Origin of the sequence: Stenotrophomonas sp. BIO128-Bstrain, assembly GCF_030128875.1 — a bacterium.
GTDB classification, from domain to species: domain Bacteria; phylum Pseudomonadota; class Gammaproteobacteria; order Xanthomonadales; family Xanthomonadaceae; genus Stenotrophomonas; species Stenotrophomonas bentonitica_A.
Genome location: NZ_CP124620.1, coordinates 316,989 through 331,531, shown reverse-complemented (window position 1 = coordinate 331,531; position 14,543 = coordinate 316,989). Strand labels below are relative to the sequence as shown.

The following is a 14,543-nucleotide window of genomic DNA, read 5'->3' as shown; positions in this document are numbered from 1 at the left end:
TTGCCGCGCCCCTGCGCGTGGCCGATCTTGCGGAGTTGGGCGATCGTCAGCCGATCCTAACCCTGCCGGTAGCCACGCCATGCCTGGCTGCGGCGCCGGAAGAAGTAGCAGCCACGCATGGCGTGGCTCTACCCCATGGCGGAGAATCCCATGGCCGCATGGAAAAACCCCACGGCGGCCGGCCCGCACCGGCCGCCGTGGGTCCTGCCCCTACGCCTTGGCCAACGCCTGCTCCAGATCGGCGAGCAGGTCGTCGATGTGTTCGATGCCCACCGACAGCCGCACCGTGTCTTCGCTGACGCCCGCCTTCTCCAGCTCGGCCGCATCCAGCTGCCGGTGGGTGGTCGAGGCCGGATGCGTGGCCAGTGACTTGGCATCGCCCAGGTTCACCAGGCGAGTGAACAGCTGCAGCGCATCCAGGAAGCGCGCGCCTGCGGCGCGGCCACCGGGCAGGCCGAAGGTCAGCACGCCGGAACCGTGGCCGCGCAGGTACTTCTGCACCAACGCGTGCTCGGGATGGTCGGGCAGCGCGGCGTAGTTGACCCACGCCACCTTGGGATGGCGCTGAAGGTGTTCGGCCACCGCCAGCGTGTTGGCGTTGATCCGGTCCAGGCGCAGCGCCAAGGTCTCGATGCCCTGCAGGATCAGGAAGGAATTGAACGGTGAGATGGCCGCGCCGGTATTGCGCAGCGGGACCACCCGCGCGCGGCCGATGTAGGCCGCCGGCCCTAGGGCGTCGGTGTAGACCACGCCGTGGTAGCTCACGTCCGGCTCGTTCAAGCGGCGGAAGCGCTGCTTGTGCTCCGCCCAGGGAAAGCGCCCGGAATCCACGATCGCCCCGCCCAGGCTGGTCCCATGACCACCGAGATACTTGGTCAGCGAATGCACGACGATGTCCGCGCCGAAGTCGAACGAGCGCTGCAGGTACGGCGTGGCGACCGTGTTGTCCACGATCAGCGGCACGCCATGCGCATGCGCGATCTTTGCTACCGCCTCGATGTCGGTGATGTTGCCGCGCGGGTTGCCAATGGATTCGACGAACACCGCCTTGGTGCGCTCATCGATCAGCGCGCCGAACGCCTGCGGATCGCGGTAGTCCGCAAAGCGCGTTTCGATCCCGAACTGCGGCAGCGTGTGCGCGAACAGGTTGTAGGTGCCGCCGTACAGGGCACTGGCCGAGACGATGTTGTCGCCCGCCTCGGCGATGGTCTGGATCGCGTAGGTGATCGCGGCCTGGCCCGAGGCTAGTGCCAGTGCACCGATCCCGCCCTCCAGCGCGGCGATGCGCTGCTCGAGCACGTCCGTGGTCGGGTTCATGATGCGGGTGTAGATGTTGCCCGGCACCTTCAGGTCGAACAGGTCCGCGCCGTGCTGGGTGTCATCGAAGGCGTAGGCCACGGTCTGGTAGATCGGCACTGCCACCGCGCGCGTGGTGGGGTCGGGCCGGTAACCGCCATGCACCGCGATGGTCTCCGCGCGCCACTGTGATTCGGGACTGCCGTGTTCGGACATAGCGCATCGCCTCCAGGTGAATGCCGACGATACCGAACAAAAAACCCCCGCCGAGGCGGGGGTTCATGCCAAACATGCATGGTGTGAGGCTCAACGGTTATCAGGCCTCCGGTGCGCGCGGGGCTTAGCCCTTCACGAACACCAGCTTGCCCTCGGCCGCATCGACCCGGATCACATCGCCGTTGAGGAACTCGCCGGACAGGATCTTCTGCGCCAGCGGGTTCTCCAGCTGCGACTGGATCGCACGCTTGAGCGGACGCGCACCATAGACCGGATCGAAGCCGACGTTGCCCAGCAGCTGGAAGGCCTCGTCGCTGACCTCGATGCGCAGGCCGCGTTCGGCCAGGCGCTTTTCCAGGCCCTGCATCTGGATGCGGGCGATCTGCTTGATCTGCACCTTGTCCAGCGGGTGGAACACCACGATGTCGTCCAGGCGGTTGATGAATTCCGGGCGGAAGTGCGCCTGCACCACGCCCATCACCGCGGCCTTCATCTGCGTGTAGGCCTCCGGGCTGTCATCGCTGCTCATGTCCTGGATCTGGTGCGAGCCCAGGTTGGAGGTCATCACGATGACGGTATTGCGGAAGTCCACCGTGCGGCCCTGGCCATCGGTCAGGCGGCCATCGTCCAGCACCTGCAGCAGGATGTTGAACACGTCCGGATGCGCCTTCTCCACCTCATCGAGCAGGATCAGCGAATACGGGCGACGACGCACCGCCTCGGTCAGGTAGCCACCTTCTTCGTAGCCCACGTAGCCCGGGGGCGCACCGATCAGGCGCGCGACGCTGTGCTTCTCCATGAACTCGCTCATGTCGATGCGGATCATCGCGTCGGCGCTGTCGAACAGGAACTCGGCCAACGACTTGCACAGCTCGGTCTTGCCCACGCCGGTCGGCCCCAGGAACAGGAACGAGCCGCTGGGACGGTCCGGATCGGACAGGCCCGCACGCGAACGCCGCACCGCATCGGAGACCACCTTGATCGCCTCTTCCTGGCCGACCACGCGGTTGTGCAGCACCTCTTCCATGCGCAGCAGCTTGTCGCGCTCGCCTTCGAGCATGCGGTTGACCGGGATGCCGGTCCAACGCGAGACCACTTCGGCGATCTCCTCGGCGGTCACCCGGTCCTGGACCAGCTTGAACTCACTGGTTTCCACTTCCTGCGCGGCGGCCAGCTGCTTTTCCAGCTGCGGCAGCTGCCCATACTGGATCTCGCTCATACGGCCGAAATCCTGGCGGCGCTGCGCCGATTCCAGTTCCAGCTTGGCCTGTTCGATCTGTTCCTTGATCCGGGTGGCACCCTGCAGCGTCGCCTTCTCCGACTTCCAGATTTCATTGAGATCGGAGAACTCGCGCTCCAGCGCATCGATGTCGGTTTCCAGATCGGCCAGGCGCTGGCGCGAGGCGTCGTCCTTTTCTTTCTTGAGCATTTCGCGCTGGATCTTGAGCTGGATCACGCGGCGCTCCAACCGATCCAGTTCCTCCGGCTTGGAGTCGATCTCCATCCGGATGCGCGAGGCGGCCTCGTCCATCAGGTCGATGGCCTTGTCCGGCAACTGCCGGTCGGCGATGTAACGGTGCGACAGCGTGGCCGCGGCGACGATCGCCGGGTCGGTGATTTCCACGCCATGGTGCACGGCGTACTTTTCCTTCAGCCCGCGCAGGATCGCGATAGTGTCTTCCACGCTCGGCTCGCCCACCAGCACCTTCTGGAAGCGGCGCTCCAGCGCAGCATCCTTCTCGATGTACTTGCGGTATTCGTCCAGCGTGGTCGCACCGACGCAGTGCAGCTCACCGCGCGCCAGCGCTGGCTTGAGCATGTTGCCGGCGTCCATCGCGCCGTCGGCCTTGCCGGCGCCGACCATCGTGTGCAGTTCGTCGATGAACAGGATCACCTGCCCTTCGCTCTTGGCCAGGTCGTTGAGCACGCCCTTCAGGCGCTCTTCGAACTCGCCGCGGAACTTGGCACCGGCGATCAGCGCGCCCATGTCCAGCGACAGCACGCGCTTGCCGCGCAGGCCCTCGGGCACTTCGTCGTTGATGATGCGCTGGGCCAGGCCCTCCACGATGGCGGTCTTGCCCACGCCGGGCTCACCGATCAGCACCGGGTTGTTCTTGGTGCGGCGCTGCAGGACCTGGATGGTGCGACGGATCTCCTCATCGCGGCCGATCACCGGATCCAGCTTGCCGCTCTCTGCGCGCGCGGTCAGGTCGATGGTGTATTTCTCCAGCGCCTGGCGCTGGTCTTCCGCATTTTCCGACTGCACGGTCTCGCCGCCGCGCACCTTGTCGATGGCGGTTTCGATCTTCTTCCTGTCGGCACCGGCGGCGCGCAGCGCCATGCCCAGGGTGCCGCCATCGTCGACCGCGGCCAGCACGAACCACTCACTGGCGATGAAGGCATCGCCGTGCTGCTGGGCCAGCTTGTCGGTGTTGTTGAGCAGCCGGTTCAGATCGTTGCCGATCGACAGGTTGCCTTCCTGCCCGGAGACCTTGGGCAGGGCCTCCAGGGTTTCATTCAAACGTTCGCGCAGTACCGGCACGTTGACGCCGGCCTGGGCCAGCAGCGGGCGCGTGCTGCCACCCTGCTGGTCCAGCAGCGCGCTGAACACATGTACCGGTTCGATGATGTTGTGGTCGCGGCCCACGGCCAACGACTGCGCGTCGGCCAGCGCCTGCTGGAAACGCGAGGTGAGCTTGTCCATCCGCATGTTCTTGTCCTCGATGTAAACGGGGCTGGCCGTGCCAGCACTGTCCCTGAGATGCGGTTACGGGGGCGTGTTTCAAGGGTGGATGAGATGCCGATTCAGGCTTCGTCAGGCCCCTGGCGGGCGGTCCAGCAGGGGCGGTTCGGGCGGCAATGGCACCAGGCAGCCGATGCCGGCCGGCAGGTCCAGCGCCACGTCGTAGCCGCCGGTGACGCCGTAGCCGACCCGCCAGGACGAGGGAAACAGATCCGGCGGCTGGAAGGCGATATCCACCGGAATGTTCGCCAACGTATCGGCCACCTGCAATGGCGTGCTGGCCGGCGCGTACTCGATGTCCTCCGCGCCGCGCGTGGTGATGACATTCTTGCGCTGGATTGCGGCGCCCGGCACCGACGAACGCGGCGCACCCCGCATCTGGAATGCCCCATTGAAGCCGGTGTCGACCAGCATGAGCGTGTTTTCGCGACCGCGGATCGGGTAGCGGGCCTGCTGGAACGGCCCCCACAACGAGGAGGTGAACACCATCCGCCGTGTGCAGGCGGCTGGAGTCTGCGTCCCGAGCAGCGTCAGCGTGTCGCGGGAAAGGCGGATCCGTCCCAGCGCGCGCAGCACATCGAGGCCGATCAGGTTGAGCTCGCGCGTGGCTTCGCTGTTGAACGAGACGTCGCGCACCCGCTGCCCGCCCAGCTCGATATCGATCGGTGCAGCCAGCCCCGCCTGCTGGATGTCGCCGTCGATGATGCGTGAGACCACGAAGTTTTCGGTCACCGTCAGGCCCAGCGATTCGGCCAGCGCGCGCGTGATGTGCGAACGCGGGGCGCCGGTATCGACGATGAAGGCAGCCTCCTGGCTGACGGGATGGCCGTCGCGCGTGCCGTGCAGGGTAAGCGTGACCGAGGGCAGCTCGTTGCTGAACTGGATCGGCACCGCCACCTCCTGCTCGCGCTCGGCAACGGGCGGCGCACTGCGCGGCCAGGTGGTGAACGCCGCGAATGCCGGGCGGGTGACATCGGGCACCTCGTCGCCGGGCTTGAGCATCGGCACGATGGTGCGCTGGTAGTCCTCGCGCACGCGCAGCATCAGGCTCGCCCATCCAGCGATATCGCCCTCGATCAGCGCGTTGCCGGCCAAGGTGGATTCGCACAGGAAGGCCAGCCCCTGCAGCGCAGGCGGCGCATCGCGGGTTTCGTCCAGGCACTGGCGTGCAGCCCGATTGGAGGCGGCCAGCTCACCACGGACGCGGTGATAGCCTGCCGCACCCAGGTGCCGGCGTGCACCGGATACCCCGCTCATCTCGCGCAGCGTCGTCAGTTCCGCACGCAGCACTGCATCGCTGTAGCCGAAGCCATCGTGCAGGGCCACCGGGTCGGCCGCTACGGCAGCCGGCAACATCGCCACGCACACGCCCATCGCCCACATCCGCATCGCCTGCTCCCATCGACATCCCCGCCCGACCCTAGCACGGGAACCACGCTGCGCTCACGCCTGCTTTCGGCTGCGCGGGCCATGCTGGCCACCGGTTCCGCACGGAGTGGCTGCATGCATTACGAACTGTATTACTGGACCGGCATCCAGGGCCGCGGCGAGTTCGTGCGGCTGGCGCTGGAGGATGCGGGCGCGGGCTACACGGATATGGCGCGGGTCCACGGCGATGCCGTGATGCAGCCGTATCTGGACGGCAAGGTCGAGGGCCTGCAGCCGTTTGCCCCCCCATTCCTGCGCACCGGCCGGCAGGTGATCGCCCAGGTGGGCGCGATCCTGGATCATCTGGGACCGGAGCTCGGCCTGGTGCCCGATGCCAGTTCACGGCGGCAGCAGGCCCTGCAGTTGCAGCTGACCATCGCCGATCTGGTGGCCGAGGTGCATGACACCCACCACCCGATCGCAGCGTCGAAGTACTACGACGACCAGAAACACGAAGCCAGAGCGCGCGCGACGTCGATGCGCGGCGAGCGCATGCCCAAGTTCCTCGGTTACTTCGAGAACGTGCTCAAGCACAACGGTGGGCGTCATCCGCTGCGCGAGCACTCCTATGTGGATCTGTCGCTGTTCCAGCTGCTGAGCGGGCTGGAGTACATGTTCCCGCGCCGCATGCAGGCCCTTTGGCCGACGCTGCCGCAGCTGCGCGCCCTGAAGGACCGGGTGGAAACCCGGCCCAACATCGCCGCCTATCTCGCCTCGGAACGGCGCCTGGCGTTCAACACCAACGGCATTTTCCGGCATTACCCGGAGCTGGATGGCGAGCAATGATGCCGCGCCGGCCGCCGCGAGGCGTGCAGCGGTAGCTCACGACCGCTGGTCGTGAGCAGGTAGTGCCGGCCGCTGGCCGGCTCCCCAGCAGACCTGCCCCATTCGGTAGCTCACGACCGTTGGTCGTGAGCAGGTAGTGCCGGCCGCTGGCCGGCTCCCCAGCAGACCTGCCCCATTCGGTAGCTCACGACCGTTGGTCGTGAGCACAATGAAACGCAGCCGGCCAGCGGCCGGCACTACGAGAGCGCTACGCGCGTTCCGAAGGCTGCTTCTGCAGCGACAACAGCGCCAGCAACCCGGCCAGCGCCACGTACGCGCCGGTGAACTGCCAGCTGATGATCTTCGGCAGGCCCTCCAGCTGCCACGGCAGATAGATGCCACCGCGCGGGTCCACCGAGTGGATCAGGCCGAACAGGGTCAGCACCGCAGCCACCAGCAGGAACCCGGAGGCGCGCAGCAGCTTCCCATCGATCATCGCCACCACCGCCGCGATCCACAGCATCGAGGTGATGATGAAGCCGTTGCCCAGGGTGAAGATCACCGCCAGCTCCGGCAGGCCATGCCCGTCCAGCGTAGTGGTCATCGCCGCGAGCTGTTCCGGGGCGATCCAGCCCGGGGCCTTGATCGCCAGCAGGTAGGCCACCGAAGGCAGGAAGCCGAGCACCATCGCGCCCGCGTGCTCGCGCGGCGTGGCCTGGAAGGCCTGGGTGGTGATGTCGATCGCCACGTACACGATGATCGGCGCCAGCACGGCCAGCGGCAGCCACTGCACCAGCCCGGAAATCACCCCCAGCATGCCGCCGATGCCGACGAACAGACCGGTCAGCAGCGTGTAACCGCTGCGCGCGCCCATGTGCTTGTAGGCCGGCTGGCCGATGTACGGCGTGGTCTGCGCGACGCCGCCGCAGAACCCGGCCACCAGCGTGGCGACGGCCTCCACCAGCAGGATGTCGCGGGTGCGGTAATCATCACCGGCCGCACGCGCGCTTTCGGAAACGTTGATGCCACCGACCACCATCAGCAGGCCGAACGGCAGCAGCAGCGGCAGGTAGGTGATCGCGGTCGGCAGGCCGTCGATGAACCCCAGTGTCGGCCAGGGCAGCACCACCTGCGGCGGTACCCACTCAGGCACCTTGAAGCCCGGCGCACCCAGGCCGGCCAGGCCGAGTCCGTAGTACAGGATCGTGCCGAAGACGAAGGCGACCAGCACGCCGGGCGCGCGGATCGGCAGTTTGCGCTTGGCGATCAGCACGTACAGCAGCAGGCCCAGGGTGACGAAGCCGACGACCGGCGAGCGCAGCGTTTCCAGCAGCGGCAGGAAGCCCATCAGCACGATCGCGATGCCGGCGATCGAGCCGAGCAGCGAGGCGCGCGGCAGCGCGCGGGTCACCGCCTCGCCGAAGAACGACAGGATCACCTTGAGCACGCCCATGATCACCAGCGAGGCCATGCCCAGCTGCCAGGTGGCGATGGCCGCATCGTGCGGGGCCAGGCCCTGGCCCTTGAAGGCGAGGAAGGCCGGGCCGAGCACCAGCAGCGCCATGCCGATGCTGGTCGGCGCGTCCAGGCCGAGCGGCATCGCGGTGACATCATCGCGACCGGTGCGCGCGGCCAGGCGGCGCGCCATCCAGGTGTAGAGCACGTTGCCGACCAGCACGCCGAAGGCGGTGCCCGGGAACATGCGGCCGAACACCACATCCGCGGGGAACTGGAAGATGCCGACCAGGGCCATCGCGATGAAGCCGAGGATGGACAGGTTGTCGACCACCAGGCCGAAGAAACCGTTGAGATCGCCGGCGACGAACCAGCGGGGGCGTCCGGTGGGGACGGGAGCGGAGGCGGACATGCGCGGGGGGCGGCCATGGGGAGGGGGTAGCCGATGGTAGGGCCTCGCCGCCCCCAGTAACAGGCACATCAATGGAACGCCGGGATGTATGGGTCATCGCATACCCGATTGCGCTCGCGTAGTGCCGGCCGCTGGCCGGCTCCCGATACCGTCGGATGAATCCTGGGGAGCCGGCCAGCGGCCGGCACTACCGGAGCGTGGGGATCAGGGCTTGTTGAGGAAGTTGTTCGCCAGCAGGTCCCGTACATCCCCGACCCGCCCGCTCAGCAGCGCCTTGGCCGCGTACAGGGCAGTACCGGCCACCTGCTTGGCTTCCACCTGCGGCGGCATCACCAGCTCGGTCGGGCTGGTGTGCACGTCCAGCAGCGCCGGGCCCGGGTGCGCCAGGAAATCCTTCACCGCCTGCTCCAGGTCCTCCGAGCGGGTCACGGTGCGGCCGTAGAACCCGATCACCTCGGCCAGGCGGCCGAAGTCAGGGTTCTTCAGGTCGGTGTAGTTGTCCAGCAGGCCTTCGACCTTCTGCTCCAGCTCGACGAAATTCAGCGAACTGTTGTTGTAGACCACCACCTTGATCGGCAGGTTTTCCTGCACGGCGGTGAGCAGGTCGCCCAGCAGCATCGCCAGGCCACCATCACCGGACAGCGAAATCACCTGGCGGCCCGGGTAGGCCTTCTGCAGGCCCAGCGCCTGCGGCATCGCGTTGGCCATCGTGCCGTGCAGCAGGCTGGTCAGCGTGCGGCGGCGCCCATTGACGCGGATATGGCGCAGGATCCACACCATCGGCGAGCCGCCATCTGCGGTAAAGAGCGCGTCGTCGGCAGCGTGGCGGTCGATCAGCGCGGTGAGATGCTGCGGGTGGATCAGCTCGCCTTCGCCCGGTTGCTCTTCCTTGGCCCGCGTGGCCAGCGCCTTCTCGCGGTGCTCCATGCACTCATCCAGGAAGCTGCGGTCCTCGCGTTCGGGCAGAAGCGGCAGCAATGCCTCCAGGGTCGGGCCGATATCCCCCACCACGCCCAGATTCACCGGATGCCGGCGGCCCAGATGGCTGCCATCGCGGTCCACCTGGATCAGCGTGGCCTTGTCCGGGTAGTACTGGCCCCAAGCGAAGTCCGCGCCGAGCAGCAGCAGCGTGTCGCAGGCCATCAGCGTGTGATACCCGGACTCGATGCCGAAGATGCCGGTCATGCCCATGTTGTACGGGTTGTCGTACTCCACGAAGTCCTTCGCGCGCGAGGTATGCGCGATCGGTGCCTTGAGCCGGGCACCCAGCGCGACCAGGGCATCATGCGCATGTTCGCAGCCCGCACCTGCGTAGATGCCGATGCGCTTGCCCTCGCCGATCAGCGCGGCGATGCGCTGCAGTTCATCGTCCGACGGGCGCAGCACCGGCTGGGTGTAATGCACCGAGAACGGCACATCGTGCTTGACCTCCGCTTCGCTGATGTCGGCCGGCAGGATCACCACCGCGACCCCGCGGCGGCTGATCGCCGCCTGGCACGCCAACGTCACCACGCGGCGCGCCTGCTCGGCGCTCTGCACCTGCTCGCAGAACACGCTGCAGCTGCCGTACACCGCCTTGAAATCGACTTCCTGCGGGAACTCCATGCCCAGCTCGGCGGTGACCACCTGGCTGGCGATCAGCACCATCGGCGCGCGGTTGCGGTTGGTCTCGAACACGCCATTGATGAAATGCAGCCCGCCCGGGCCGCACGAGCCGGCGCAGGCGGTGAGCTGCCCGCTGATCAGCGACTCGGCACCGGCGGCAAACGCGGCCACTTCCTCATGCCGCGTGTGTACCCACTCGATCTCGCTGTGATGGATGGCATCGGTGACGTAGTTGAGGGTATCGCCGACGATGCCGTAACAGTGACGGACACCGGCGGCCTGGAGGGTCTCAACCACGATTTCGGCAACGCGCTTGCTCATGACATGCTTCCACGACGAGGGGGAAACGTCAGCCTAGTCCCGGGCAAGTGACACTCGTGTGGGTTTACGCGTGCCGGCGCTGGGTCACGGCTGCGTGTTCACCCAGCCCAGCACCGCGCCGCGCGTGGGATGGTCATAACTTACCTGCACCCAGCCATCGCGCTCATCGAGCAGCTCCACGCGGTCATCGCGCACCAGATACCGCGGGGTCGTGGCATCACCGGGCTGGCGGTACAACGGCAGCCGCGCCACCATCACATGCCCGGAAATGCGCAGCAGCGGCGAGCCGGCGCGCGGCGCCTCCAGACCATCGCCGATCGCGGTCTCCAGCACGTTGCCTTCAGGATCGAAGGTGCTCCAGACCGCCAGGGGACCGCTGTCGGCGGTCTGCTTCACGAACACGTACGGCTCGAGCAGATCGTCGAGCATCAACATGCGCTCGGCGCGGTACAGGTACAGGCGACCGCCGTCGTAGCGGTACTGATCCACGTACCACATCGGCCCGCTGCGGCAGCTGCTGCTCAGGGTGCGGTTGTCTGCCTCCACCGTCAGCCCCATCAGGTCACCGCACTGCGCGCGGTCGTTCGCGATGGGCGCCAGCGCCACCAGTTCCTGTCGCGCCGGAGCGTAGCGGTACACCGCGACCGCTTCGTTGACCATGCCGACCGCGGCGCGCGCGACCAGCTCCGGGTGACCATCGAAATCGACATCCTCGGCGGACAGGCGTGCGTTGCCGTCCGCGTCGGTCACCCCCGGCAGCACCTGACGCTTGCCCGACGGGGCCAGTACGACGGAAATACCGCCGTCGTCCTGCAGCGTCGCCTGCACCTGCACGCCGCCAGCCACCTCGAGCAGAAGCCGGGCCGGGGCGGCGTCCTGCGCGTGCGCGGATGCTGCCGCCACGCCCATCAACACCGCGGCCAGCATCGCATTGCCGTGTTTCATCATCGCTCCGTGCAGCGCCGCTGCGGCGCCCTGGCTCAGAACGATACTTCAACCGCCTGCTGCGCCCACAGCACCGACTGGTGGCCGGTGGCCTGCTTCCATGCCAGGCGGATCGCTTCGATGTCGGCGCGGCGCTGCGGGGTGTTCTCGTGCAGCACCACCAGCACCTTGGTGCGCAGGCGGTTCGGCTCGGCGGCGCCACGGAACAGCCACTGGCCGTAGGCATCGAACACGGTCAGGCCGTCCGGGAAGCGCGGGGTGACTTCCTTGTCGAGGAAGGCGCGCCACTGCGCGTCACTGATGCCCTCGGTCTGCGGGCGGTCGGCCACGCCGGTTTCTTCGCCCACGCCGAAATACAGCTCGCTGCGGACCCAGCCGGCGGCGGCATCCGGGCGCGCGGCGTCACCCTGCAAGGTGGCCGTGGCGGCGGCTGGCGGGGTGGATTTGGCGGCCGGGGCGGCGGTAGCACAGCCGCTGGTGGTCAGGACCAGGGCAATCAGGATGGCGCGGAACGACATGGACAACTCTCCGGAAACTCGGGGACAGGCAGGGGGAAGGAGCGTGCCGGACATCCCGGTCCAGCGCAGATCGCCAATCGCTATCTGCTGATAACCACCCCGATGGGACTTGCGTCACACAGGGACATCACGCGAAGATAATATATCGCTTCATCCGGATGGATTGGTAGTGCCGACCTTGGATCGGCAACGCCGGCTCCTCCCCCCTCCCCCCGCCCCTCCCTCCCCCTCGTCGTCCCGCTGGAGTCCGCATGTCCCGTCCGTCCGCGTCGCGCCTTGGCCTTGCCATCGCGCTCGTCCTTTCCTCCCCCCTGCTGGCCCAGGACGTACTTGCGCAGGACGCGCCGAACACCGCTAAAACGCTGGACACCGTGATCGTCACCGGCACCCGTGCCGTTGACCGGACCGTGCTGGAATCCACCTCGCCAGTGGATGTGCTCACCGCCGAGGACATCCGCAAGGCCGGCGTGGTCAATGGCGAGCTTGGCAGCGCCCTGCAGGCGCTGCTGCCCTCGTTCAATTTCCCGCGCCAGTCCAACTCCGGCGGTGCCGACCACATCCGGGCCGCCCAGCTGCGCGGCCTCTCGCCCGATCAGGTGCTGGTGCTGGTCAACGGCAAGCGCCGCCACAGCAGCGCCCTGGTCAACACCGACAGCAAGATCGGCAAGGGCACCACCCCGGTCGATTTCAACGCGATCCCGGTCAGCGCGATCAAGCGCATCGAAGTGCTGCGCGATGGCGCCGGTGCGCTGTACGGCTCCGATGCGGTGGCCGGCGTGATCAACGTGATCCTGGATGACGCGCCGGAAGGCGGTGCATTCGAAGCGAGCTTCGGCGCCAACCACACCGACCTCAAGCCGATCGACCGCACCCTCACCGACGGCCAGACCAGCTACGCCAGCGCCAAGGTCGGCACCCGGCTGGGCGATGAGGGCGGCTTCCTGCGCGTGGGCCTGGAGCTGAAAAATCACGAAGGCACCAATCGCGCCGGCTTCGACCAGATCCCGCCGTGGGACCAGACCCCGACCAACCTTGCCCTGCAGGGCAAGCGCAACTACGTGCTCGGCGATGGCAAGACCAAGGACCTGAACGCCTGGTACAACGCGCAGCTGCCGTTCGGTGAAACCTCCACCTTCTACAGCTTCGCCACCTTCAACCAGCGCGACAGCGAAGGCGCGAACTACTTCCGCTACCCGGACAGCGACGCCAACTGGGCGCAGATCTACCCGAACGGCTACCGTCCGATCTCCGAGGGCGAAAACCGCGACGTACAGGCCGTGGCCGGCGCGAAGGGCCAGTGGGGCGAGTGGAACTACGATGCGAGCCTGGATTACGGCATCAACACGTTCACTTACCGCCTGCGCAACTCGCTCAACGCCTCGCTGGGCCCGACCAGCCCGACCCGGTTCAAGACCGGTGATTACCGCAATGAGCTGACGGTCGCGAACGTCGACCTCGGCCGTGTGTTCTCGCAGGGCGAGAGCATCACCCACAGCCTTGGCCTGGGCCTGGAAGCGCGCCGCGACCATTACCAGACCCGTCCGGGCGATCCGACCAGCTATGCCGCGGGTCCGTTCACCGATCGCCCGACCGGCTCGCAGGCCGGTGGTGGCCTGACCCCGCAGGATGCGACCTCGCTCTCGCGCGATGTCGCCAGCGCCTACGCCAGCCTGTCCAGCCAGTTCGGTGAGCATTTCTCAAGCGATCTGGCCGCACGCTACGAGCACAGCGATGATTTCGGTGGCGAGCTCACCGGCAAGCTGGGGCTGCGCTACGAATTCACGCCGGCCTTCGCGCTGCGCGGTGCGATCTCCAACAACTTCCGTGCCCCGTCGCTGGCGCAGATCGGCTACGAATCCACGTCCACCGGCTACAACGCGGCCGGCCAGCTGGTGCAGGGCCGCGTGCTGTCGGTGAACAATCCGATCGCGCGTGGCCTGGGCGCCACCGACCTGAAGCCGGAGAAGTCGCTCAACACCAGCCTGGGTTTCACCAGCCGTATCGGCGAGCACTTCGATGTCTCGCTGGACTTCTTCCAGATCGACATCGATGACCGCATCGCACTGTCGGAAAGCATCACCGGTGATGCGCTGACCGACTACGTGCAGCAGCAGTTCGGCGTGGCTGGCCTGCAGAGCGCCAGCTTCTTCGTCAACGCCGCCGATACCCGCACCCGCGGCGCGGAACTGGTGAGCAACTGGCGGCAGTCGCTGGGCGATGGCGAGCTGGTGCTGACCGGCACCTACGCCTACACCAAGACCACGCTGAAGAACGTGCTCGCCACCCCGCCGGGACTGCTCGCGCTGGACCCGGACTACGTGCTGTTCGGCGTGGAAGAGACCAATACGCTGACCGATGCCACCCCGCGCACCCGCGCCGCGCTGGCCGCCAGCTGGGCCGATGATCGCTGGTCGCTGAGCAGCCGCCTGAGCCGCTATGGCAGCGTCACCCGCGTGTTCAACTTCGGTGATGGTTATATTCCGCGCCAGACCTACGGGGCCGAGTGGCAGCTGGATGCCGAGGTGGAATACAAGATCACCCCGCAGTGGAGCGTGGCGCTGGGCGGGCAGAACCTGACCGACAACTACTCGGATCTGTCCAACGACGATATCTACTACTTCGGCAACCTGCCGTATGACGTGCTGTCACCGATCGGTAGCAATGGTGCGTATTACTACGGGCGCGTGCGGTATACGTTCTGACGGGGTGCAGCCGACCAACGGTCGGCTCTACCGGGTTTGTGCAGCCGACCGACGGTCGGCTCTACCGGGTTTGGTGCAGCCGGCTGACCGTCGGCTCTACCGGTGGTGAACGGGAGGATGCGTGGGTGATGCCATGA

9 protein-coding genes are annotated in these 14,543 nt (G+C 67.1%); 2 read left to right on the top strand and 7 right to left on the bottom strand.

Translation table 11 applies throughout. From position 1 onward, the window contains the following. Positions 1-210 precede the first annotated feature (210 nt). The 3 genes from POS15_RS01410 to POS15_RS01400 all read right to left on the bottom strand — a co-directional run bounded on the left by POS15_RS01410 (position 211) and on the right by POS15_RS01400 (position 5,644). A complete protein-coding gene (locus POS15_RS01410) occupies positions 211-1,512 on the bottom strand; it encodes an aminotransferase class I/II-fold pyridoxal phosphate-dependent enzyme (protein ID WP_019186128.1) in 1,302 nt (433 codons plus the stop codon). Positions 1,513-1,636: 124 nt separating this feature from the next. After that, positions 1,637-4,222 carry an ATP-dependent chaperone ClpB gene (gene clpB / locus POS15_RS01405; RefSeq protein WP_046273851.1) on the bottom strand — a complete coding sequence of 862 codons (2,586 nt, stop codon included), beginning with the start codon at positions 4,220-4,222 and terminating at the stop codon, positions 1,637-1,639. Between the two features lie 105 nt (positions 4,223-4,327). After that, entirely contained in the window at positions 4,328-5,644 is a 1,317-nt protein-coding gene (locus POS15_RS01400) for a retropepsin-like aspartic protease (RefSeq protein WP_080114919.1), read from the bottom strand. A 114-nt stretch (positions 5,645-5,758) separates the two neighbouring features. Here POS15_RS01400 and POS15_RS01395 point away from each other — a divergent pair, with 114 nt between their 5' ends. Beyond that, positions 5,759-6,469, top strand: a complete 711-nt coding sequence (locus tag POS15_RS01395; protein WP_046273849.1) for a glutathione S-transferase — start codon at positions 5,759-5,761, stop codon at positions 6,467-6,469. Between the two features lie 247 nt (positions 6,470-6,716). Here the strand turns inward: POS15_RS01395 and POS15_RS01390 are convergent, their stop codons facing one another. From POS15_RS01390 to POS15_RS01375, 4 genes are all read right to left on the bottom strand, one after another. Continuing rightward, entirely contained in the window at positions 6,717-8,315 is a 1,599-nt protein-coding gene (locus POS15_RS01390) for a membrane protein (RefSeq protein WP_046273848.1), read from the bottom strand. 204 nt (positions 8,316-8,519) lie between these two features. Next, complete coding sequence (locus POS15_RS01385; RefSeq protein WP_284128844.1) at positions 8,520-10,241, bottom strand: thiamine pyrophosphate-dependent enzyme; 1,722 nt, start codon at positions 10,239-10,241, stop codon at positions 8,520-8,522. A gap of 84 nt (positions 10,242-10,325) precedes the next feature. Then, positions 10,326-11,186 carry a hypothetical protein gene (locus POS15_RS01380; protein ID WP_019186279.1) on the bottom strand — a complete coding sequence of 287 codons (861 nt, stop codon included), beginning with the start codon at positions 11,184-11,186 and terminating at the stop codon, positions 10,326-10,328. A gap of 35 nt (positions 11,187-11,221) precedes the next feature. Then, entirely contained in the window at positions 11,222-11,704 is a 483-nt protein-coding gene (locus POS15_RS01375; protein ID WP_019186280.1) for a DUF3574 domain-containing protein, read from the bottom strand. Between the two features lie 251 nt (positions 11,705-11,955). Here POS15_RS01375 and POS15_RS01370 point away from each other — a divergent pair, with 251 nt between their 5' ends. Further along, positions 11,956-14,406, top strand: coding sequence for a TonB-dependent receptor (locus POS15_RS01370; RefSeq protein ID WP_284128843.1), 2,451 nt, complete (start codon positions 11,956-11,958; stop codon positions 14,404-14,406). Positions 14,407-14,543 lie beyond the last annotated feature (137 nt).

Coding starts and splice junctions, on each gene's coding strand:
- POS15_RS01410 (WP_019186128.1), bottom strand. CDS start 1,512: ATGTCCGAACACGGCAGTCCCGAATCACAGTGGCGCGCGGAGACCATC.
- clpB (WP_046273851.1), bottom strand. CDS start 4,222: ATGCGGATGGACAAGCTCACCTCGCGTTTCCAGCAGGCGCTGGCCGAC.
- POS15_RS01400 (WP_080114919.1), bottom strand. CDS start 5,644: ATGCGGATGTGGGCGATGGGCGTGTGCGTGGCGATGTTGCCGGCTGCC.
- POS15_RS01395 (WP_046273849.1), top strand. CDS start 5,759: ATGCATTACGAACTGTATTACTGGACCGGCATCCAGGGCCGCGGCGAG.
- POS15_RS01390 (WP_046273848.1), bottom strand. CDS start 8,315: ATGTCCGCCTCCGCTCCCGTCCCCACCGGACGCCCCCGCTGGTTCGTC.
- POS15_RS01385 (WP_284128844.1), bottom strand. CDS start 10,241: ATGAGCAAGCGCGTTGCCGAAATCGTGGTTGAGACCCTCCAGGCCGCC.
- POS15_RS01380 (WP_019186279.1), bottom strand. CDS start 11,186: ATGAAACACGGCAATGCGATGCTGGCCGCGGTGTTGATGGGCGTGGCG.
- POS15_RS01375 (WP_019186280.1), bottom strand. CDS start 11,704: ATGTCGTTCCGCGCCATCCTGATTGCCCTGGTCCTGACCACCAGCGGC.
- POS15_RS01370 (WP_284128843.1), top strand. CDS start 11,956: ATGTCCCGTCCGTCCGCGTCGCGCCTTGGCCTTGCCATCGCGCTCGTC.